This window comes from Caballeronia sp. BCC1704, from assembly GCF_902833455.1.
Taxonomy (GTDB): Bacteria; Pseudomonadota; Gammaproteobacteria; order Burkholderiales; family Burkholderiaceae; genus Caballeronia.
In genome coordinates this window covers 431,269-454,280 of sequence record NZ_CADFFT010000005.1, presented here as the reverse complement: position 1 = coordinate 454,280, position 23,012 = coordinate 431,269, and the positions used below count along the sequence as shown (strand labels likewise).

Sequence of the window (23,012 nt, the reverse complement as noted above, 5' to 3'; positions counted from 1 at the left end):
GACTCATTCAACAAGGTTTCTCTCTGCATAAGCTTCTGCTCAGTTGATACACGATAGGTTTCGATCGCATGCGGCGCGCGTTGCATGAGCGGACGGATCGACCGGACGCACGTGACGCCACAGCCCGCCGCTCAGGCGCAGGTCTTCCGGCGCTCCGGCAAGATGCTCGCGCAGGTGGCCGAGATAAGCCTCCTGCCATCGGAGCGCATAGCGTTCGACATCCTCGCCGGGCTCGGCGGCGGGCAGCATTTCGAGTGTTTGCACGATCTTGCCGTTGCGCCATCGCGGCGCATAAAAGACCGACGGCGAGCCGAGCCGGTGCGCGGCACGTGCCGCGAACGACGAGTAGGTGATCTCCTGCCCGGCGAACGGAACGCGCGGCGCGGCGGGGTTCGGCGCGCCATCGACCGCAATACATACCGCGAAGCCGGATTGAAGGGCGCGAAAGCATTGCCGGGCCACTTGCGCCTCGGTCTGGTCCGCCGTGGAGATGAGCGCGGACGCGTAATGCGCCGTGGCGACGCCCGGCATGCTCGCCACCCAGCGCGACGGAATGCCGAGCAGTTCGAGCACCATCAGGCCGGCGTACATGGGGCCGACATGCGCGGTCGCGACCACGACACCCTTTCCGCCCGCAAGTAATGGGGCGAACCGCCGCTCCGTTTCGTCGAGATCGTCGAGCAAGGTCATGGCTTCTTCAATCAGATGATCGCGACATTCGAGCCATTCCAGCAACAGATGATCGACCAGATGTCCCCAGCGCGCCGCCCGCTCCCATGCTTCGCGCGTCGCCGGGTCCGCTTCCCTGCGTAGTGACCACGCCCAATCGAGCCTTTCCTTCGGGATACTGACTTCATCAAGTCGCATATCGACTTGCGCCATTGCGAGCGCAAAACTCGAAGGCAGCAGGCGGTCTCGCGCGTCGAGACGTTTGCGGTAAAGCTCGGACGCTTGATCCTTTCTGCCGGCCTGAGACAACGCCGCGATCGCGAGACGCTGTACGCGTTCATCGTCCGGGCGCTGGGATGCGAGCGTCAGCATGTGGTCTGCCGATTCCGCGTGGCGGCCGCAGTGGCGCAATGCGCGGGCGAGTAACGTTCGCGTGTGCGCAAGGTCGGGACAACGCTCGCACGCGCTTTGCAGATGCGTGACGGCATCTTCATAGCGACCCGCGCGCAGCAGCGTCTCGCCATAGAGCGTCATGAGCCGCATGTCGTTCGGTGCGAGCGCCACGCCGCGCGCCAATTGTTCGAGCGCTCGCAGATGGCCGCCGTCCGAGACGCCGCTCGCCAGATACGCCTGCCCCAGTTGCGAACGCAGCGCCGTGCCGTCGAGTCCGGCGCGCAATGCCGCCTCTCCCGCAGATATCGCGAGTCCGATACGGTTGTCGCTCGCCAGCGCCTGCACGACGGCCGCCGCAGCGCGATCGTTGGGCATGCTCGCGGCGTCGAGGCGCGATGCGAGCCGCGCGGCGACTTCCGTATGCCCCGCGCGCGTGAGCGCGGTCAGCCACGCGTGCGCATGCGCGGCGTGCGCCACCGCCATGTCGATGCTCGCGCGCGCCAGTTCGGCCGCCTCTGCGACGCGCCCCGCCTGGAGCCGCAACTGGATGCAGGCCGCACGCGCAGCCGGCGCGTCGGGTTCGATCCGCGCTGCGGCATCCGCGTGCCTCACCGCTTCGTCCCAGCGTTGCAAGCGGCCGAGAACGCTCGCGAGCATCCGCCGCTCCTCGGCGAGCTCGGGCCACGCGTTCACCAATGCGCCGAGGACGGCGGCTGCGTCGTGCAGCGCGCCGTCCCTAATTAGCGGCGATACGACGAGGCGCTTCACGTCGATGCGGGCATCGGCGGCGCGGATGAGCGACGCATCCAGTGCCTCGATCGCGGCGGCTCCGTTCTCGCCGACGCGAATCTGCGCGATGGCGCGATACACGCGCGCCGCTGCATCAGGCACAGCGCCGGCTCGCACCGCATCGGCATACGCGGCAAGGCCGGCAGTCCACACGCCTTTTCTGACCAGAAACTTGCAGGCGTCGAACAGAGCCCGGCCGTTCGGCGTGTCCATCGGCTTATCCATTGAAGAACTCGCGCCCGAGCATCACGGCGACGCGTACGACAAGCGCGAGCGCAAGACCCGCGGCCAGCGACGCCAACAACAGAAGCGGCACGTTCGGGCTCGTGGGCCGGTCCGTCGGCAAGGGCCGCGTGATGACCGTCAGGTATCGCTGGAGCTTCAGCGTATCCGTGAATGCCTGCTGATAGCTTTGCTGCGTCGCGGTGAGATTCGAATCCGCGAACGCCTCGGCGTTTTTCAACGATTCATAGTCGCCCAACTGGCTCGCCTGAGTCTTGCCCTTGCCGCTAATGCGTTCTCGCGTCTGCGCGAGCCGCTCCGTCAATGCCTGCACTTGTGCCGCTGCCGGAGCCAACATCGGGTGCTGCGGATTGCCGAGCGCGCGAATCTTGTCGAGGTTGATCTGCGCCGTGTTGAGCTCGGTTTCCAGTTGAGCCGAGAGATTGAGCAGCATCGCCGCGTTCGCGGCGGGATCGAGATTCTGGTTGACGATTCGCCATTTCGTCAGCGCCGCGCGTGCCGACTGCGCCTCTTTCTGCGCCAGCGCGACGGCCTGCCGGCTCACCTTGAGCGCATCCTCGACGCCTTTCTCATCCATTCGCTGTACGAAGGTCTGCGCGAGGTCGAGCAGCGCCTCCGAGATCGCTGCGGCATCGGCCGGCGAATAGGCGCTCACCTGCATGACGTCGACCTGTTCCATGATGTTGTACGACACCTTCACGGACGAACGGTACGCGCGATACAGATCGTCTTCGGACGCGTTCGACGGCAGCCGGTTAGGCAGATCCAGACCGTTCAACGTGAGCCGGCGGCGCAGTCCGATTCTTTCGTCGAGTTGGCGCATGCAGTCGCGGGAAGCGAGAAAGTCGCTCACGGCCCAGCCATCGACGAAACCGGCAGCCACGCCAGCGCCGCCGCCAGTCGTGAAGAGACTCGCTGCGCCGCCCGCGAGAGGCGCTGCGCTCGATGTCGCGCGCACCGAGAATCGCGCTTCGGCGGAATAGCGCGGCTTCGCAACGAGCGTCGCGTAGGCCGCGCACAACGCGACGGGCACGAGAACGAGCGCGAGCATCATCCAGCGCGCCCTTCGCCGCGCGAGCCTCGCCGTGTCTCGTTCACGGCGACGCGCTTCGATGGCCGATCCGGACTCAGACATCGAACGGACCTCTGGCGGCGGCGTCGAGTCCGTTGCCGTCCGCGCTTGCGCTGGACTCGCTGTTCGCGCGGCGCGGAGGGAATCGACGGAGGCACTCGTCGAGATCGGCGTCGATTCGAAGGCTGCTTCCTTCATAGACCAAACCCTTGGCGCAATAATCCGCCATCTGCTGACGACGGTAAGTTGAGAGAATGAGCGTGCGCCCGACCAGTCGTTCGTCGAAGAGCGCGCGCCACAGACGCGCGAAGCGGCTTGCTTCATGTGGCAGGGCGCCGTCGATTACATAGACATCGAAGTCGGGCGCGAGCGCGAGCGCAAATGACACTTCCTGACGCGTCGCGAGCGGCCAATGTTCCATCGGCAGTTCGAGATGCGCGGGGCACGTAATAAGGTCCGCCACGAGTTCGATAGCCGCCTTCGCAGGCAAGCCATGCAGCGCGCACACGAACTCGATCATGCGCAGTCCGTTCGCCTTGCCGCGAATGAAGCCCTGTCGGCCGAGCGGCCACGACACGCGACCGCGATGCTCGACGAAGCCGTGGCGCGGCCTGCGCAGGCCGGCCAGCACATCGATCAGTGCGCGATGGGCTTCGGGCGTTCGCGAAAGCAACGCATAGCGTCCCCGCGCAATGTCGAGATCGACGTTCGACAGCAGCGGCGCGCGCGAGCCCGAGATCGTCGATGAACACGTGACGGCGTGCAGGTGGATCATGTCGGTCACATCGGCTGGACGTTGCATCGCGCGAACCGTTCGGCGCAAAGCGCCACGGCCGCAAGAAAGACGAGCGACGTGACGAAGTAGGAGAGACGCGCATCCGTCGAGCGATAGCTTTCGAAATACGCCGAGCGCAATAGCTGCATGCCGTGCGCGAACGGCGACCACAAGAACCACCCGCGATACTGCTCCGGCAACTGCTCCGACACGAAGAACACGCTGCTGAAGATTTCGAGCAGTCGTTCGATGGCCGTGGCAAGGCGCAGGAAGAAGCGCCACTTGCTCGCGATAGCGCCGAAGAACACGCCCGTCGACGCGCCGCCGAAGCCCATCGCGATCACATAGCCGAAGAACGCGGGCCAGCTCGCCGGCAAGCTGATCAGATCGAACGCGTGGCCGACGAGAATCAGCGTCGCGAACACGAGGACGAAGATCGCCTGATACAGCACGGCCTGCACGCACGCGCACAGGAGCGGCGTGACGCCCTGAAGGTTCAGCCATCCGCGAGCGGAGATGTAGCTCGTGCTGCTTCGAAAGATGATCTGCCGGAACATGATCCACGTCGTCGCGCCCAGCAGCGAGAAGGTCGGCACGTCCATTCCCAGAATGAACTGGGTCCCCGTCAGCAAGTAGAGCGACGAAATGAGCGTGAGCAGCACCGCCGGTCCGAAAAACGCCCACGCGAGTGCGAAGCGGCTTTCGCCTTGCATGGTGTCGAGCTGGAAGATCAGCATCGGAAGCAACGCGCGCAGGTCGGAGCGGCCGGCTTGCACCGCCCGTGGCCGTTGTCTCGCATGAAGCGAGGCGATGCGAGACTTCAGCGCCGCGAGGTCGCTGGCTTCGCCGGCGCTGACGTCCGGCGTCAGCGCGCGGTCCTCGCGCGACGCGCTGCGGCGAGCCTCGCGCGCTTCTTCTTCGCGACGGCGGCGGACGCGCTTTTCGTGGGCATCGGCAAGATGCGCTTCTTCTCGCGCGAGCGTGGCCGGCGCGTAACGGGGAGCGAACACATCGACGCCCGCGCGAATGTCGTTCTCTAGCAGACGAATCACGGTGCGCAGTTGCCGTCGCCGCAGGTCGAGCGTTTCTTCGTCCGCGTGGGACACGTCGTCGCTAAGACGCGCCTCTAGCGACTCGTACACTTGCCGGCGCTGCGAAGGCGTCTCGCGTGGTGACCGGCGCAGTGCGGCAAGGATTAGCGCAAGCGTTGTCGCGGGCGCGTGCGGCCCGGCGTCTTCCATCTGCGCGCCCGCGCCGATCCGGTAGCCGTTCGTTCGCCGACGCGCGCGCCAGTCGTCTATCCGCTTCTGATTGGTCATGGTGCCGCGTCAATCCGCCAGCGCGCTCACCGAGCGCGCGGTGCCGAGCGACGCGCTGAAGGTGGACAGCAGCTTCTGCACTTGCGTGAACGGGGCATCGGAAACCAGCACGGCATCGCCGTCATGCACGACGAACTGGCCCGCGAGTGCGATCTGCTCTGGCCGCGTGAAATCAAATTGATAGACCGTAGGCCGTGCATCGCCCGGCTCGCGCTCGCTCGTGCCGGCTCTGCGCAACAGATACACGCCGCGCGGATTCGCGAGCGCGTCGCTGAGACCGCGCGAATCGCCGAGCGCATCGAGAAGCGTGTAATCGCGCTTCGGCACCTTGATGCGCCCTTGCACGCCCGCCGCGCCGAGCACCACGACCTGTTCGACCACGTCATGCGCGATGATCGAATCGCCCGGTCGCAGCGGAATGTCGTTGGCGCGCGTTCGATACACGTCCGCAAGCCGTATGGTGGCTTCCGTGCCTTGACGTCGCACCAAAATCGCCAACTGTTCGGGGTTGACCTGACTGGGCGCGGCGAGGCCGAGCACATCGCTCAGGCGAGACATGTCGCGGCCGAGCGCATACACGCCGGGCTTTTGAAGATCGCCCTGAACCGTGACCGTCTGTCCGCGCCGCGTCGTGGGCCGCACGACGACGTCCGAAGCAGTCATGAGCCGGCTCAGACGCCGCATGATCGCAGCGCGTAGTTCGGCTGCGGTCAGCCCCTCTGCGCGGATGCTGCCCACATATGGCAAGTAGATGTCGCCTGCACGGTCGACGATCATCTCGCCCAGGTCAGACGCGCCGTTCGGCCCGGCCGGATAAACGGCGAGACCGTCGCGCTCGAAGACGGTCACGTCTATGCCATCGCCTGGCGCGAGACGTTCGTAGTCGAACGCGGCCGCGTGCGCGAACGCGGGCGGAAACGTCGAAGGGCGCGCGCTATGTCCGGCAAGAACCGTCTGGGCTGTCGCGGGAACGAGCACGACGTCGCCCCGCGCGTCCGATGCGTTGATCTCGCTCACCATCGGCCCGCTGCGCGGCAAGCCGCATCCCTGAAGGAAGCACGCGCTGGCAAGGCCGAGCAGCAACGCCGCGCACTGTCGCGCGCGGGTGACTTTCGCCGGGAAGATTTCACGAGCCAACGATTTCATCGCTTCCTTCTCTGAACCATCGAGCCACACGCGCCCGCTCTCATGCATGCATCACGCGACAAGCGGGCTCTCCTGCTCGTCGGTCGGCTGGGTCGGCGCGGTCGACTCAGCGCCTTGTGCCGTCGAAGCGCAGAGTTCTGCGAACTTGCTGAGCATCGCGTTGACCGAAAACAGCATGCGCGCCCGCTGACGCGCATGCTCCCGCGTAGCGCCGTCCGCCTTGCAGCGGTCGACGAGCGCGGCGAGCTTGTCGCAGGCGGCCTGCAAGTCGGGCTGATCGGCGCATTCGAGCAAGTGCCCGGTCACGCCATCCACGAAGCACTCGCCCGCGCCGCCTGCCGGCGTCGAAAGCGTGGCGACGCCGAGCATCTGCGCTTCGATGAGCACGTTGGGCAGCCCTTCGAAGCGCGAGAGCAAGACTTTCACGTCCATCTTTGAATACCAGTAGCCCACATGCGACGACAAGCCCGCGAACAGAAGCCGGTTCGAGATGCCCAACTCGTTCGCAAGCTCGACGGCCTTCTGCTGCAACCGCCCGTCGCCGACAATCACGAAACGCGCGCGCGGCCGCTTCTTCAGATACCGCGCCGCGAGCCTGATCCATGACGACGGCCGCTTGTCGGGCTCGAAGCGAAAGACGCCGCCGATCGTCTCGGATGCGTCCGCGGTCTTCTTCGCGAACGCCTCCCAGCGCTCTTCGTCCTCGATCGAACCGGTGGTGTCGAGTTCGGGCACGCCGTTATAGAGCACATGGAACCGCGCCAGCGGCAGATCGAGCCATGCGGCGTACGCTTGCGCGCCCGCGCGGCTGTTGCAGACGAAGTGGATGCCGGGCACCTCGGCCAGGGCCCGATAGAGCACCGCGTATTCGGGGCGGTCGCGCTCCCGGCGAATGTTCGGCGGCAATCCGCGAAACACAAGATGGATGACCGGCACGCCCGCCAGCAAGGCGGCGAGCGCGCCGAACAGGCATGTGCCGTCCTGCCAAAGACTGACCACATCGAAGCGGCGCTCGCGAAAGTACGGTACGAGGCGTCCCACGCCGTAGTGCACTGGCGGCGGCAGGTTGCCGAGCATGCGCAGCAGGTTGGCGTCCGTCACGGATCGATCGCCGGCCACGACAACGGGCAGGTCGTTGATCTGCGTGACGGGCACGCCCGCATCGTTCAATGTGCCGAGAAAGAAGTCGAGCCGCTGGCCGTTCGGCTCACGCGTGGTTTCCGTATGCTGTCTGACGAGCACTTCGACGCGGCTCACCGCCGCCGACGCGCCGCCATGCAGCGCATCCTTGCGCAAATGGCAGGCAAGCCTCGTCAGCTGACGCTCGGCGCCGCCCGGTCCGAGGCTGCCTGTGACGAGCGCGATGGCTTTCGCGCGTTCGCCGTCCGCACAGCGCACAACGCGCTGGCGGAACGACAGGATCGCGTGCTTCATCGCCACGATCTTGATGTCGGCGCTCGCGAGCACGTCGTCCGATTCATACTGTCGATAGAACGTGTAATCGCTCGCCAGCGCGGCCGCCAGTCGCCCGGCCTTGCTGTCGGGCGCGAGCGACGCGGCGATCGGTTCCAGCACGGCGACCGCCTGCGCGAGCCGTCCGCGCTTGCTGAGTCGCTTGGCGAAGGCAATGCGAATATCGCGTCGGTCGTGCCGCGCGATCAGGCGTTCGAACAACGCATCCGACGCCTCGTGCGCGCGCACGTCCGCGAGAAGCTCGGCGCGCGCGAGACTCGCCGACGCGTCGTCGAGCGATTCCGGCATGCAGCGGTCGATGTGCTCCAGCGCCGCTTCTACCTTCTTTTCCTTGACGAGCCGCAGCGCGTAACCGCGCGTGATGCCCGCATGGTCCGGGCAATCCGCCGACAGCGCATGCCAGGCGTCGAGCGTGCCCTCGGCATCCCCGGCCATTTCCATCAACTGCAACAGCAAAAGGCGCGAGTCGGCGTCTTGCGCGTGATCGCGAACGAGGCTTCGCGCCTCGGCGAGCGCGTCTTGCGCGAGACGGGCCGTGCGCGCGTGCGCCACCAGCCGGGCGAGTTCTGCCCGCACGGCGTCGGTGTCGTCTACACCGCTCAATTGAACCGATGCAGCCGGCGCCGAGTCCACCGCTGTCGTGCTCGCTTGCGTTACGTGAGTCATCATTTAGGACTGCCACTATCTCTCAAAAGCGCGGCGGAACCGTGCCGCGCGAAGCAAACGCCGCATACACCGTCACGCGGCTTTCGCAGGCTGCGGCGGCGAGATCGTCTTGCGCCTGTCGCGTTCGGCCCACAGCAGGCACTTGCGGATGTTCGCGTCGATCTGCTCGACATCGCCGGACTGCTTGCGCAGCGCGTTCCAGTACGGCAGCGCCTGCGCGAAGCTATGCAGACGCATGGCGCCCGACGCCGCCGCCTTCAGGCCGACCGGATCGTCGGGCACGAGCTTCAAAATTGCTTCGCCGAGCGCCAGGCGTTCCTCGCCGCTCGCGGAATCGAGTCCGCGCAGCTGCGCACGCAACGCCGCGACGACGCGCTTTTTCTCGACGGCGACATCGGCGCCCGAGGCGTCGGCTCTTTCGATCAGATCGAGCAGGGACCACGCCGCGTCGTACTCCTGGCGAGCCAGCATGTCGCGGGCGGCGCGAATCGAGCGCCCTCGCAACGTCGAGATCTGACGCGCCGCGTCGTCACGCATGGCGGAGTCCGCATCGTGGTTCGCAGCGATCTGCGAGAAGGCCTCGATCGCTTCGGCATAACGTCCGGCCCGAACGGCCACGCGCGCGAGATGAAGACGCGCCGAGAGCGGCGCGCCGGGCTCGTCCGCAGCCAGTCGCAAGTGACGAAGCGCCGTCGGCGTATCGCCGAGCGCTTCCGCTGCCCGCCCACGCAAGCTGTCGAGGTGGGGGAACGTGAGGCTCGTCTGCAAGGCGATGTCGATCAGGCCGACTGCCGCATGAAAATTCTGCTCGACGATGGCCGCGCGAGCCGCTTGACGCATGTGCCGCTCGAGCGCCCGGCGCGCGCGCAATGCGTCCGCGTTCGCGGGCTGTGCGAGGCACGCCGCCTGAATGCGGTCGGCAGCCACGCGGAGATCGCCTGCGGCCACTGCCGCTTCGCCTTCGGCGAGCCACCGCGCGATCTGGCGGTTCAGCCAGCCCGCCACATCGGCGGAATCGTTCGCGGCGAATGCCTGCGATACAGCCAATGCCGCCGCGGGCGCCGCGAAGCCCTCGCCGACCGCCCGCTCCGCGAGCGCCAACGCTTCACGCGCGGGCAGCGGCAGCGACTCACCGGCAAGCCGCATCAGCGCCGCGCGGTTGTTCGTGTCGAGCTTGCGGTTCCAGAGCAATGCATAGCTCGGGGCGTGCGCCGGCAGTGTCGCGCGCACTTCTTCGGCCCAGTTTTCTGCGCTTTCCGCTTCCCCAGCCGATTGCAGCAGGGATAGCACTGCGCTGGCGGCTTCGGCGTCGCCGTTCGTCAGGCGGAACAGGCGCTTCCAGCTTGCAAGCGCGGTCCTGGCGTCGCCGAGGCGCGTGGCGGAAAGGGCGCTGACGCGCAATAGCTCGGGCGTTTCCACTTCGTCTCCGAGCATCGCAGTCGCGAGCGCGAACGCGTTCTCGAAATCGTCGAGTTCGAAGTAGCAGCGCATCAACACGCGGTTGGCGTTGTCGTCTGATCCGTCGTCGGCCTCTCGCTGCTTGAGCACGCTGATCGCGCCTTCGTAATCGCCCAGTTCGAATTGCATGCGCGCGAGCAACAGGCCGTGCTCCGCGCGTGTCGGGTCGGCGCGCAACACGGCGCGCACTCGCCGCGACGCCTCGCACAGGCGTCCTTCGTTCCATGCCATCTCGATGCTCGCGGCCTCGTCTACCGGCTGCGTTTCTTTCTGCAAGCGCGCGCCGCCGTCGCGCACGCCCGATGCGGCGATATGCGCCGCGAGAAAGCAGCGATGCCAGTCGTCCACCAGACGATCGGCGAACGCATCGGTGAAGTGCGTGAGATCGAGTCCGCCCTGCTCCATCGCGTCAGCCTGGCCGACCTCGTGCATCAGCGGCGTCGGATCGTAGCAAGGCACCTTCATGCGCCGCGCGATATCGCTCACCGTCTCGATCAGGCGGTGCCGCTGCTCGATCACCGGATTGTCGGGCGGCGCGGCGTCAACGTGCGTGACGAACACCAGCTTCTCCCTTCCGACGAGCGCGGCAATCTCCCGCATGTCGCGCTCGATCTCGTCGTCCGTCTGTTCCCTTCGCACGATGCGCGCGAGCAAGGCCTGATCCGCCGCCGCAAGCCGCCTGAAGTTCGGCTCCTGTTCGAGCCATGCGCGCCGCTCGGCCATCTTCTTGACCGATGCCATCGACCAGAACGTCCGCGAACGCGCCCGGTCCGCGAAGAAATCTGCGAAGTACCGGCCCATGTAGTTGATCTGGATGGGATAACCGTCGACCGTCAGCAGCTTGCGCGAAGACACCTCCAGGATAGTCAGGTCAGCGCGCGCGCAGGGCTTCGCATAGCTCGCCGCCGCGACGCCGGGCCGGAACAGCAGCGCTTCGATCTCGGCCGGAATCGACTGCTGACCGAGCATGAAACGCAATTGCTGGAGCGCCTCCGCACTCGTGTGGACGAATCCATAGTTGCGCGCGCTTTGCGCCCGAATCGGATACCGCGCGGCGCCTTTGCGCAGCGGCGTATGTATGCGGCACGTCCCGATGGGACTGACCAGCAGCTTCGAATGGCTCATACCGGTTTTGAGTGACGTGGACGAAGCTGCTTACAGCGCCCAGTACTGCACGCTCGCGGGCAAGCGCGTCTTGTCCAGCGACGACTTGAGGTCGCACAGCAATGCGCCGTCCGTCAGCATGTGCGGCAGGTCCTGCCAGATCGTGGCCATGATGTCGCGATGAGGCACGGCGAGAACGACGACATCGAGATTGTCGAAGTGAGACTTGTCGACGAGCGAGATGCCGTACTCATGCTCCATCTGGGCCTTGTCCGCCATCGGGTCGAAAGCAAGCGGCGCGATGCCGTATTGCTGCAACGCACGGTACAGATCGACCACCTTCGAGTTGCGAATGTCGGGGACGTTCTCCTTGAACGTCATGCCCAGAATCCCGACACGCGTGGACCCGGCAAGACGGTGCTTGCGCGCGAGCATTTGCACGATCTTCGCGGCGACGTGCTGCGCCATGCCGTCGTTGATGCGGCGCCCTGCCAGTATGACTTCCGGGTGATAACCCATCTCCTGCGCCTTCGACGTCAGGTAATACGGGTCCACGCCGATGCAGTGGCCGCCCACGAGTCCTGGCGTGAAGCGCAGGAAGTTCCACTTCGTGCCTGCCGCTTCGAGCACCTCCGTCGTCGAGATGCCGGCGAGATCGCAGATCTTGGACATCTCGTTCATCAACGCGATGTTGATATCCCGCTGCGTGTTTTCGAGCACCTTCGCGGCTTCCGCCACCTTGATGGAAGACGCGCGATGCACGCCCGCGTCGATGATGCCGCCGTAGACTTCGGCGATGATGTCCGCGCTTTCGTCATCCTGTCCGGACACGATCTTGACGATTCGCTCCAGCGGATGCTCGCGATCGCCCGGATTGATGCGCTCGGGACTGTAGCCCAGCTTGAAGTCCACGCCGCAGCGCAAGCCCGACGCCTTTTCGAGCTCCGGCCCGCAGATTTCTTCCGTCGCGCCGGGATGAACCGTGGACTCGAAGACGACAATACTGCCCGGACGCAGCACAGGTCCGATGGTGCGGCATGCGCTCACGAGCAGCGAGAAATCGGGGATGCACTTCTCGTCGACGGGCGTCGGCACGGCGACCACGAAGAAGTTGCAGTCAGCGAGGTCCGCTGCGTTGTCGGTAAAGCGCATGGTCGAGGCGCGCAACACATCGCTCTCGATTTCGCCTGTCCAATCCTCGCCCTTTTTCAGATGCTCGATACGGCGACGATCGACGTCGAATCCGATAACGTCGTAGCGGCGCGCGAACGCGACGGCGACGGGCAGGCCCACATAGCCCAGACCACACACTGCGATTTTCTTGAGTGACACAGAATTATCCTTGACGCCTGGTTATTCAACGCTGACCGTGCGCATTGAATAGCGTGTTGCAACATCACCGTTGGCAGTCATCTGCCGTGAACGCTGTTATTCGTCTGGGTTACTTTTCGCTAAAAATATCCAGACCCAGCGAATTGGAACGAATCCTATAGAGGTGATAAAGACGGCGCAAGGGATATAGACGGACTTCGAAACAATGTTTCAGATAACACTGTTTTACGAATTAGCCAGTCTGTGAGCTTGATAAGTGCATTAAGAAGCGTTCCTCGAATCTTTAATGGAGCGAAAGGAACGCCAGATTCGGCGGTGGCTGCAGTGTAAATAGGACGACACTTAAAATCTGCCAGCAGTACGTGGGCCATCTATACGGAATCTCTGCCGATTATCAAACTCTTTCGAGATTAATAACGGGACGCTCTGAAAATGGCGAATGCTTTCATTTTTTTGATTGTCGCAAGGCAACCGGTTCGAAAGCCCGCTTCTTGATGGCGTAAGCATCGCTGAGATTTCCAGAAGCTAATCGCGCAGCCGGACAGCGCCGGCGCCAAAAGCTCGCGAATGCCTACCGCGCAGCCTCCATCCCATACCGCCGCCTGATTCCATCGTTTTCAGGCGCGGCCATGAAGGCCAGCAAGTCCCTCGATTCCACCGGCGCGCGCGCTGTCGCGCACACGGCGCCTTCGAACACGGTCAGCGCCTGAACGTCGCCCGGCAACGGACCGACGATGTCCACGCCCGTCACGCCGATCAGCTCGCTCATCTGCTGAAAGCCCAGTTCGACTTCGCCGCGCGCGATGAGCGTGCCGACGGCGACGCCCGGCGGCGCCTGCACGATGCGCGAACCGATCGCGTCCGCAATGCCCCAGCGCTCGAACAAGCGCAAGAGGTGCGCACCGCTGGGTCCAGTCGAATAGCCGATACTTCGCGCGGCGAGCACGGCCTCGCGCACGGCTGCGCCACTTTCAATCGAAGGACGCGCCGCGCCCGCCGCCACCGCCACCGCAATGCCCGAACGCGCGATGCCTACGCGGCTTGTCGCATCGACGAACCCGGCCTCGGCAAGCCGCGCGATGACGTCCGACGCGAGCACCACCACATCGAATGCTTCGTTATCCTCAATACGCCGCGCCGCCGCGACGCCGCCGACCGATTCGACCGTCACGCGCTGCCCGGCTTGCTGCATGTAGACGTCGGCGAGATCGTTCAGGACCTGGCGCGTCGCCATCGAGGAAATGACCGTGATCGGCGCGGCAGTGTCGTGCATCGCGAATCCTCGCATTAGTCGATATAGCGCAGGCCCGCGCGCTGCAACGGCTCGCGCATGCTGTACATGTCGAGACCGAGCACGCCGCTTGCCAGCTTCGCGCGCTTCTCCTCTTCGAGCGCCTCGCGCGCCATGGCCTTTTCGAGCACCTTTTGCGCCGATGCAGACGGCACGACGACCACGCCGTCATCGTCCGCGACGATCACATCGCCCGGCGCGACCCACGCGCCCGCGCACACGACCGGAATGTTGACCGAGCCAAGCGTCGCCTTGACCGTGCCCTTCGCCGAAATGGCCTTGCTCCACACGGGGAAGCCCATCTCGGTCAGCACGCGCACGTCGCGCACGCCGCCGTCGATGATAAGCGCCCGCGCGCCACGCGCCTTGAAGCTCGTCGCGAGCAGATCGCCGAAGAAGCCATCGGTGTTGTCGGTCGTGCACGCGGCCACGACGATATCGCCCGGCTGTATCTGTTCGGCCGCGACGTGCAGCATCCAGTTGTCGCCCGGCTGCAAGAGCACCGTCACGGCCGTGCCGCTCGCTTGCGCGCCAACGTATATCGGGCGCATATACGGCTTCATCAGGCCGACGCGACCCATCGCTTCGTGAACCGTGGCCGAGCCGAGCGCGCCGAGCTTCGCCGCTGCGTCGGCATCGGCGCGATCGATGTTTCGATACACCACTCCGAGTTCGTACATATTCACTGTCCCTTGGCTTTGAGCGCCGCATCGAGGCGCGGATACACGCGGCGCGCGTTGCCTTCGTAGATCTTGTGGCGCGCTTCCGGCTGCATCGACGCCGCTTCGATATAGCGCTTCGTATCGTCGAAATAATGCCCGCTTTCCGGATCGATGCCTCGCACCGCGCCGATCATTTCACTGGCGAAAAGAATGTTGTCGACCGGTATCACGCGCGTGAGCAGGTCGATGCCCGGCTGGTGATAGACGCAAGTGTCGAAGAACACGTTGTTCAGCAAATGATCCTTCAGCAAGGGCTTTTTCAGTTCCTGCGCGAGCCCGCGGAAGCGTCCCCAGTGATACGGCACCGCGCCACCGCCATGCGGAATGACGAAGCGCAGCGTCGGGAAGTCGCGGAACAGGTCGGACGTGAGGCACTGCATGAACGCGGTCGTGTCCGCGTTCAGATAGTGCGCGCCCGTCGTGTGAAAGCACGCGTTGCAACTCGTGCTGACATGGATCATCGCGGGGATGTCGTACTCGACCATCTTCTCGTAGATCGGATACCAGTAGCGGTCCGAGAGCGGCGGGCTCGTCCAGTGACCACCGGACGGGTCCGGGTTCAGATTGATGGCCACGTTGCCATACTGCTCCACGCACTTCACGAGCTCGGGGATGCACGTCGCGACATCGACGCCGGGGCTCTGCGGGAGCATCGCCGCCGGAATGAAACTGTCCGGGAAAAGCTGGCTCACGCGATAGCAAAGTTCATTGCAGATGGCGGCCCACGTGCTCGACACCTCGAAGTCGCCGATATGGTGCGCCATGAAGCTCGCGCGCGGACTGAAGACGGTGAGATCGAGCCCTCGCTCGCGCATCAGCCGCAACTGATTGCTTTCGATGGATTCGCGCAGTTCGTCGTCGCTGATATGCAGTTCCGACGGACGCGGCATCTCCGACGGATTCTTGATGCCGGCGATCTGGCGGTTGCGCCATGCCTCCAGCGCCTTCGGCGCGGTCGTGTAATGGCCGTGTATGTCGATGATCATCGTGACTTCAACTCCATGACTAATGTGCGGCTGTCGTCTGCGGCGCGGGATCGGCCGTGCGGCTGCGCTGCGCGACAAGAATGGCGATGGCGGCGAGCGTCGCGGGAATGGCGAGCATCGCGAGAATGGCGCCGAACTGCCAGCCAAGGCCGAGCAACGCGCCGCCGAACGCGGAACCGAAGATGCTGCCGAAGCGGCCCATGCCGAGCATCCAGCTCACGCCGGTGGCGCGCGCGACCGTCGGGTAGCGGCCCGGCGCAAACGCGTTGAGGCCGGTTTGCGCGCCGCTCATGCAGAAGCCCGCGGCAAAGACGAGAACGGCGAGCGAGGACGACAGCGCGCCGATCCACGCGAGTCCGAGCACGCACACCGCGCCGCCGAGATAGGCCGCGCTGATGACCGGCGCGGGGCGCACGCGGTCCATGATCCAGCCGACGATGATCGCGCCGATGGTGCCGCCGATCTGGAACATGGCCGTGATGTTCGCCGCCGCCGAGACCGTCAGGCCGGCGTCTTTCATCAGCGTCGGCAGCCAGCCGGTGAGCAGATAGATCACGAGCAGGCCCATGAAGTAGGTCACCCACAGCGCCGCCGTCAGAAGGCCGTAGCCGTGCGAGAACAGCACGCCGATGGGGCGCTTGGTCGGCAGCGGCGGCTCAGTCGAAACGAAGGTTTCATCGCCCGCGAAGCGCGCGCCGCACACGCGGCCCAGCACCTTGCCGATCTTTTGCGAGGTCGCGCCGCGCACCGCCAAGAGGCGCGCCGATTCGGGCAGCAGCCAGATTTGCAGCGGAATCAGCACGAGCGGCAGGCCGCCGCCGAAGATCAGCACGGAACGCCAGCCGTGCGTCGGAATGAGCCAGCCCGCGACAAAGCCGATCAGCGCCGAGCCAAGATTGAAGCCCGTGAACATGATGGTGATGAGCAGCGCGCGCTTGCGTTGCGGCGCGTACTCGGAGAGCAGCGTCGTGGTGTTGGGCATTGCGGCGCCGAGACCGATACCCGTCAGTACGCGCAGCAACGCCATGCTCGTCGGCGAATTGGTGAATGCCGTGGCGATGGTGAACACGCCGAACAGGAACACCGATGTAATCAGGACTCCTTTTCTTCCGATACGGTCCGACGCCGGCCCGGCGGCTAACGCGCCGATCACGAGCCCGATGGGCGCGGCGCTCATGACGAGTCCGAACGCCGGGCGCGAGATGTGCCAGTCCGCGATGATCGACGGCGCGACGAACCCCATGATGGCCACGTCCATGCCGTCGGCCGTCACGACGAGAAAGCACAGCGCCACCAGCAGCCACTGGTACGCGGAAATGGGCCGCTCGTCGATGAACGCCTTGATGTCGATGGTTCTACCGCTAGTCATGTGATGTCTCCGTGCGTCTATTGTTTTATTGCTTGCCCTGCTCCGCCTTGTCCCAGTCGAGCTTGCCGCCGCCCTTGCCCGCGACCGAATACAGCGCGCCCGGCGCATTGCGCGTCTTCTGGAATTCTTCGAGCGTCTGGCCACGCATGGCGGCATAGATGTGCAGGTTCGACACGCCCGTTACCGCGCCGAGCTTTTCGAGCATGAAGAAGATCACGCCGTAATGCAGCAGCGCGCGCCAGTCGCGGCGGCGGATCATGTCGCGTTCTGCGTCGCTGAGACCGGCGGCCTCGAAGCTCGCTTCGGGATCTTGCTGAAAGGCTTCGCGATGCGCGGGCTCGACCATGCGATGCAGATAGTCGTTGATGCGATACGCGCGCACCGCCGTTTCGATGCTGAACGGATACGTGCCTTGCAGCTTCTCCACGTCGGTCAATTCGATCGCCATGCGCTGACGATGCCGCTCGATGATCGCGGGCTTCGTCTCGCTGTCCTCGCCTTCGTAGATGGCCGTCGCGATGCCGGCCATCGACGGCAAGTAGTAGCTGCGATGCTTGCAGACCACGCTGGACGACAGCGCGCCGCGCATGGTCAGCCACATGATGACTTCCGCGCCTTCGTAGCCGCCCAGTTCCGCGTACTCGGCAATCGTCATCTCGGCGAGTTGTTCGGGATCGCGTTCGAAGAGATCGAGGAAGCGCTGGTCCCATTCAGTGTTGTTGAAGCCGGCGCGTTCGCCATGCACCTGATGCGAAAGACCGCCCGTCGCGAGAATCGCGACCTTGATGTCCTCCGGATAGCTTTCGATGGCGCGCCGCAGCGCCTGACCGAGCTTGTAGAAGCGTCGCGCGCTCGGTATCGGCAATTGCAGCACGCCCATTTGCAGCGGCACGATCTTCACGGGCCACTCGGGCTTGTGCGGGCACAGCATCGACAGCGGCGAGAAGCAGCCGTGATCGAGCGCCTTGTTCTGGAAGAACGACATGTCGAACTCGTCGGTCATCAGCGAGCTGCCGATGTGCGCGGCAAGCGCAGGATGTCCCTTGATCGGCGGAAGATCGCGCGCGCCGCCGCCTTCGTCCGCGACGTGCCATTCGGGGCCTACGCCCAATGCGAACGCCGAGTAATGATCGAAGAAGAAAGACGTGACGTGGTCGTTATAGATGGTCAGGATCACATCGGGGCGCTTCTCTTCCAGCCACTTCGCGAGCGGCGCGAAGTTTTCGAAGATCGGCGCCCAGACCGGGTCGTCGCGCTTGTTCTTGTCGAATGCGAAGCCGATGGTGGGCGTGTGCGAGGCGGCGATGCCACCGATGATGCGGGCCATGTCGAAGGTGCTCCGTGAGGTGCCGGGCAATCAGGCGCTCGTGAAATGCACGCGGCCCGGTGTGTTGCGAGAACGTGAGCCGACGATACGGGCCGCACGGCACGCGCGGTACTGCGCGTAAACCATGAGTCGGGGAGAGATGCGACGCAGCGAAGATGATGGACGACCGGCCAGCGCGGGCTTGCGGGCGGGGTTTCGACGCCACGGCTCACGCGGCCCGATAAATAAAACCGATGGCCGGACAAAAAGGACGCAAGGGGACGGCGAACGGCCGGTTGTTCGAGAACCGGACCTTCACCAGTGGTGGCGTTGTGCTGACCGCGGGGAGCCGACGTCGAGCGGTCCGTCGTCGTCGCGAAACGCGAGACTTCTCGTCCGCGCCGACCGTGTCAGGAGTGCATCAATAGTGAATCGTCAACGGCTCGGGATGTTCCTGTGTAATTACGCAACTGGAGTCGACCGGCCAGCCCGCCGCCGTGATGGGCGGGTTATAGCGCTGGCATTGTCCGTTGGTGCCCAGGGTGTACGACGAGACGGTCAGGAATTGCGAGTTGGTTTCCGGCGCGACATATACCGTGACGTCCGAGCCTTTCCTTACTGCAAACGCGGGCCGCGATGCAGTCGTGCTGGGGATGAGCGGCGCGCCACTGCAATCGCTCGAATAGAACTGGTTCATGAAATACCATCCCCACGTGAACTCGGTCGCCGAATAGACGATCTTGTTGCCGGTGCCGGAGACTTGTCGCCGCATGATCGGCACGAACACCGGCGCTCCGTTCACCGACTGGAAGACACCGGCGCTGCCTCCTGCGTATTTCAATGGGCCGACTTCCTTCCCGTTTGCGTCGAAGACGCGGAGTACGTGCCGATGATGATGGTGGTGCTCGACTTCATCGGCAAACGACGTCATCGCGCCCGAGCACAGCAGCGTCAACAGAATCATTCTGCGCATGGCATGCACCTCAAGCCCATAGTCATGGTTCAGTGGGGACGCGCTTGTTGCGAAGTCCCTCGGCTAGCCTCACCGCGCGGGCGTGTTCCCGGTCGGAATGCGTACGGTGAGCGGCTCGGGATAGGCGCCGGTCAGCGAGAAGGTGCTCTCGGTCGGCCAGCCGTATTCCGTGACTGGCGTGCCCGATGCCGCGCACGTAAAGGTCGGACCCGACCGCACGGACCCGATCACGATCGGCGCGGAGTTGGTGGCAGGCGCGACGTACAACGTGACGTCGTGGCCTAGCCGTATGGTGGTCGATGGCCGCACGCCTGTCGTCAATGTGATGACCGGCGTGCCGCTGCAGTCCGTCGACGTGAAGTCGGCCACGTTCATGCCCGACCATCTGAATTGCGTCGCCGAATAAACGGTCTGCGGACCGCCGTCGCCCGATACGATCACGCGCTCGATGGGCACGAATGCAATCGCGCCATTGACGGTCAGATAAACGCCGGGGCCGCCGTAATCGTCCAGTGGTCCGACGAATTTGCCTTGCGCGTCGAACACCAAGGGCGTCTCGCCCGCGAAGGAAGCCGTCAATTGCAGCAGCAATAAGACTGAAACGACGAAAGCACGCATGTCTCCACCTCTTATGTCAGTTGCGGGCATTGCCGAATGAGCAAGCGATCTGGCAACCGTATGCGTTAGGATAGAACGACTGCGACGTATTGCAAAGTAAAAGAGTCAGAACGCATAAACAGGCTGACGCTTCGTCGAGCTGAGATTCTTCGTTTAGCACGGTCGAACTTCTCGATTATTGCTAGCCGATGTAAGACGGTCGGTGCGCGCTTAGATGACCGAAGGAAGGACATGCGATACTGCTGCGGCGCACGAAGACCGTATGACAAACGCTGGTCTGCTCGTCCGTAGGGGTATCCGTGGATGCCGGCACCGGAGCACCTATACTGGACTACGCAACGGGAGCCAGTCATGAAACAGCTAGTGCTTGTGTTCGCCGCATTGTGCGTTGCAACGCCGTTCGCTCTGGCGCAGTCGCATCCGAGCCCGGAAACGGATATGCGCGCGCCCCACAACAACCCGAAGCTGATGCCGAGCGCGCCGCTCGGCAGCGAATATCCCTCGCACGGCAACGTGCAAGCGGGCGAGTTGAACCTCAATCCGGCGGACCCTCGCGCACAGATGGTCAACGGCCTGCCCAACAATGCGAACGACGGCGGCTATGGCGCGCCGCTCGCCGGCAACAAGGCTAACGTCCCGCCGCGCGACTGAGCGTATTCGGTAGCGGTTCTACGCAAACGCTTCGACGGCCTCATTCCCGGACCTGCTCAGCGCCTGGCGCGCCTGCGCCGCAGGCATCGGGCGTCCGGTGAGGAAGCCCTGTACTTCATCGCACTCGTTGTCGGCGAGGAAGGCGAATTGTTCGATGGTCTCGACACCCTCGGCGACGACGCGCATCCCCAACGTATGAGCCATCGCCAGCACCGCCTTGACGATGACCTCATCGATCGTCGACTTACCGATGCCCTGAACGAACGACAGGTCGAGCTTGATGCAGTCGGGCTTGAACTCCCGAATGTAATTGAGGCTCGAGAAGCCTGTGCCGAAGTCGTCGATCGCGATCGATACGCCCATTCGTCTGATTGCGTTGAGCGCGACAAGCGCGGCCGGCGTCATCAACACGCTCTCGGTCACTTCGAGTTCGATGTTGCGCGGACTGACGCCGATCTTCGCAAGCGTCCTCTCCACCGTGCTTGCGAAGTCGGAATGCAGAAACTGCATGGCCGACACGTTGATCGAAACGACGATGTCCGGATAATCCCGCGCCCAGTCTTTTGCCTGGAGGCATGCCTGTTCGAACACCCACTCGCCTATCGGCACGATCAGCCCTTTCTCCTCGGCGAGCGGTATGAAGACAGCGGGGCTGATGAGTCCGCGCTCGCCGTCGAACCATCGCAACAGCGCTTCGAACGCGACCGGTTGGCCACCCTCCAACGCGACACGCGGTTGAAAAACGAGCCGCAACGCATCCGTCTGAGCGGCACGGCTGAGATGCTTCGCGAGCTCGACACGCTCGGCGTCGGCGGTCGCGATCGACTCGTCGTAGACCACGAGCGCGCTTTGCCGGGAACGCTTCGCGTGATACATCGCTGCATCGGCGTAGCGAATCAGCGTGCTGGCGTCGATCGCGTGATCGGGAAATAACGCGACCCCGGCGCTCGCATTCGAAGCGACGCACTCACCGCCCACGCGCAGATTCGCGTTCACCGAAGCATGCAGCGCCTTCGCCCTGCCGATCAGTTCTTCCATGCCCGAGCGCCCGACAAGCAACGCGACGAACTCGTCGCCGGCGAAGCGCGCCACGACGTCGTACTCGCCGACGCTGCGCGATAGTCGCCGCGCGACCTCCTTGATGACTTCATTGCCGCACACATGGCCGAGCGAATCGTTGATTTCCTTGAAGTTATCGAGGTCGATAAAGAGGACCGCTATCTGAGCCGCAGAAGTCGAGGCCGTGCCGAGCATGTCGGCCAGCCGCGTATATAAGGCAGATCGATTGAGCAGGCCGGTCAACGGATCGAGGCTTGCCTGCAACTGCAATCGCTCCTGATCCCTGATACGGTCCGTGATGTCGCTGAACACTGCAACCGTATGCGTCGTTTTGCCATGCTCGTCGAGCACGGGCGAGATCTGACGCTGCGCCCAGAATCGCGATCCGTCTCGACGGCGTCCCTCGACGACCGTCGCCGCTTTGAGACGATCCGCAGTCGATGACGTGGTATGGAGCAAGGCGGCGTCATCCATGCTTCCCGGCAGGACGTCGGACGCTTCTTTGCCGAAAACATCCGCAACAGGCAGCCCCGTCAGCCGTTGAAATGCAGGGTTCGCATAGATCACCTGCGCAGAGCGTTGGCCGGTCGTGCTGTGCAGAAGAACGACCGCGTTGTCCGACGCGTCCAGCGCCCGACTGCGAATCCTCAACTCCTGTCTTGCCAGTTCGTGCGCGCTGACATCGGCTGCCGTAACGAAACACGCTTCATGGCCGGCATAGTTCAGAAGATGGTACGAGACATCGACATGAATGATCTGACCGTCAAGGCGCGTATGCCTGCGCACGCCGCCCGACCCTGCCGGCGCGCCCGACGCAACGTACATCTCCAGGTCTCGCCGGAACTGCTGTCTATCCTCCGGCGGACGCAGTTCGTCAGCGGTAATCTGCATCAGCTCGCTGAGATCGCCTCCGTACTGACGCTGTGCCGCAGCGTTCGCGGTCAGCACGCGGCCGGTATGGATGTCGAAGATGAGCATTGCGAGCGGATGCTGCTCGAAGTATTCGATGAAGCGGTCATGTGCTTCGCGCGCGACGATCTTGGCCGCGCTGCTAGAAAGCGACGCGCGATGCGCGATCACGAGTGCATAAGCCAGCAAGATTAAACCCGTGGCGAGTGCCACGGCGAACGTGACCTTCTGCCGGACAAGTTGCGCTTCCGCCGTGAGTTGCATCGTTGCGAGCTTCGACCTTTGCGCCAGTTGCAGTTCGGAAAGCCCATGCATGATCGACTGAAGCGTCTTGTTGGCCTTTTCCAGTTGCGCCGAATCGACGGTTCGGCTTGCGCCAGGACCGCGCGCTCGTTGCAGCCAAGTCGAGTTGCGATGCCCACAGACTCGTGTCGCTGCGCAGCGTCGATAGCTGATAGAGCGATGCTTCGTCGTCACTCAGGAAGCGCTGAAGCAGATCGTAAGAGCGCATGGCTTCGACGGCACGCGACACCGGCCAGGCGAGCGATCGAAACCGCGCGCTGCCGACGCCGGTAAGAAAGTCCGCGTTCGCGTCGATATGCAGATTGGCGATCAATTCCAGTTGCGAACTGACCGTGAGCGCTTGTCGCAGCGCGTCTTCCTGTTGCGATCGCGATCTCGCCGCGAAA

The 23,012-nt window shown here is 64.2% G+C and carries 17 protein-coding genes; 1 reads left to right on the top strand and 16 read right to left on the bottom strand.

Annotated features, from left to right (window positions below):
• Positions 1-39: 39 nt before the first annotated feature.
• The 15 genes from HWX53_RS25130 to HWX53_RS25060 form a co-directional block, all read right to left on the bottom strand.
• Positions 40-2,076, bottom strand: coding sequence for a tetratricopeptide repeat protein (locus HWX53_RS25130; RefSeq protein ID WP_175945942.1), 2,037 nt, complete (start codon positions 2,074-2,076; stop codon positions 40-42).
• Positions 2,069-3,229 carry a sugar ABC transporter gene (locus tag HWX53_RS25125; RefSeq protein WP_244140262.1) on the bottom strand — a complete coding sequence of 387 codons (1,161 nt, stop codon included), beginning with the start codon at positions 3,227-3,229 and terminating at the stop codon, positions 2,069-2,071. Before HWX53_RS25125 ends, HWX53_RS25130 begins: the two co-directional genes overlap by 8 nt.
• The gene (locus HWX53_RS25120) at positions 3,222-3,941 is read right to left on the bottom strand and encodes an ATPase (RefSeq protein WP_175946228.1); all 720 of its coding nucleotides are present in this window, start codon (positions 3,939-3,941) and stop codon (positions 3,222-3,224) included. The genes HWX53_RS25125 and HWX53_RS25120 overlap by 8 nt, the downstream gene beginning before the upstream one ends.
• Positions 3,942-3,946: 5 nt before the next feature.
• Positions 3,947-5,260, bottom strand: a complete 1,314-nt coding sequence (locus tag HWX53_RS25115) for a sugar ABC transporter permease (RefSeq protein ID WP_175945941.1) — start codon at positions 5,258-5,260, stop codon at positions 3,947-3,949.
• Between the two features lie 9 nt (positions 5,261-5,269).
• Positions 5,270-6,406: a polysaccharide biosynthesis/export family protein gene (locus HWX53_RS25110; RefSeq protein ID WP_175945940.1), complete on the bottom strand. Its 1,137-nt coding sequence runs from the start codon at positions 6,404-6,406 to the stop codon at positions 5,270-5,272.
• 51 nt (positions 6,407-6,457) lie between these two features.
• Positions 6,458-8,548, bottom strand: coding sequence for a glycosyltransferase (locus HWX53_RS25105; RefSeq protein ID WP_175945939.1), 2,091 nt, complete (start codon positions 8,546-8,548; stop codon positions 6,458-6,460).
• A 69-nt stretch (positions 8,549-8,617) separates the two neighbouring features.
• Positions 8,618-11,128: a tetratricopeptide repeat protein gene (locus HWX53_RS25100; RefSeq protein WP_175945938.1), complete on the bottom strand. Its 2,511-nt coding sequence runs from the start codon at positions 11,126-11,128 to the stop codon at positions 8,618-8,620.
• Between the two features lie 30 nt (positions 11,129-11,158).
• Positions 11,159-12,418: a nucleotide sugar dehydrogenase gene (locus HWX53_RS25095; RefSeq protein WP_175946226.1), complete on the bottom strand. Its 1,260-nt coding sequence runs from the start codon at positions 12,416-12,418 to the stop codon at positions 11,159-11,161.
• A gap of 592 nt (positions 12,419-13,010) precedes the next feature.
• A complete protein-coding gene (locus tag HWX53_RS25090) occupies positions 13,011-13,712 on the bottom strand; it encodes a substrate-binding domain-containing protein (protein WP_175945937.1) in 702 nt (233 codons plus the stop codon).
• Between the two features lie 14 nt (positions 13,713-13,726).
• Complete coding sequence (ligK, locus tag HWX53_RS25085) at positions 13,727-14,410, bottom strand: 4-carboxy-4-hydroxy-2-oxoadipate aldolase/oxaloacetate decarboxylase (protein ID WP_175945935.1); 684 nt, start codon at positions 14,408-14,410, stop codon at positions 13,727-13,729.
• Between the two features lie 2 nt (positions 14,411-14,412).
• Positions 14,413-15,438, bottom strand: coding sequence for an amidohydrolase family protein (locus HWX53_RS25080; protein ID WP_175945933.1), 1,026 nt, complete (start codon positions 15,436-15,438; stop codon positions 14,413-14,415).
• Positions 15,439-15,457: 19 nt separating this feature from the next.
• Positions 15,458-16,807: an aromatic acid/H+ symport family MFS transporter gene (locus HWX53_RS25075; RefSeq protein WP_175945931.1), complete on the bottom strand. Its 1,350-nt coding sequence runs from the start codon at positions 16,805-16,807 to the stop codon at positions 15,458-15,460.
• 25 nt (positions 16,808-16,832) lie between these two features.
• The gene (locus HWX53_RS25070; RefSeq protein ID WP_175945929.1) at positions 16,833-18,134 is read right to left on the bottom strand and encodes a gallate dioxygenase; all 1,302 of its coding nucleotides are present in this window, start codon (positions 18,132-18,134) and stop codon (positions 16,833-16,835) included.
• Positions 18,135-18,534: 400 nt separating this feature from the next.
• On the bottom strand, positions 18,535-19,086 hold the full coding sequence (locus HWX53_RS25065; protein ID WP_175945927.1) for a hypothetical protein: 552 nt from the start codon (positions 19,084-19,086) through the stop codon (positions 18,535-18,537).
• Positions 19,087-19,155: 69 nt separating this feature from the next.
• Complete coding sequence (locus HWX53_RS25060; RefSeq protein ID WP_175945925.1) at positions 19,156-19,704, bottom strand: hypothetical protein; 549 nt, start codon at positions 19,702-19,704, stop codon at positions 19,156-19,158.
• 351 nt (positions 19,705-20,055) lie between these two features.
• Here HWX53_RS25060 and HWX53_RS25055 point away from each other — a divergent pair, with 351 nt between their 5' ends.
• Positions 20,056-20,355: a hypothetical protein gene (locus tag HWX53_RS25055; RefSeq protein WP_175945923.1), complete on the top strand. Its 300-nt coding sequence runs from the start codon at positions 20,056-20,058 to the stop codon at positions 20,353-20,355.
• 18 nt (positions 20,356-20,373) lie between these two features.
• Here HWX53_RS25055 and HWX53_RS25050 read toward each other — a convergent pair whose 3' ends face one another.
• Positions 20,374-22,638 (bottom strand): bifunctional diguanylate cyclase/phosphodiesterase, encoded by a 2,265-nt coding sequence (locus tag HWX53_RS25050; protein ID WP_175945921.1) that lies wholly within the window; start codon positions 22,636-22,638, stop codon positions 20,374-20,376.
• Positions 22,639-23,012: the final 374 nt, after the last annotated feature.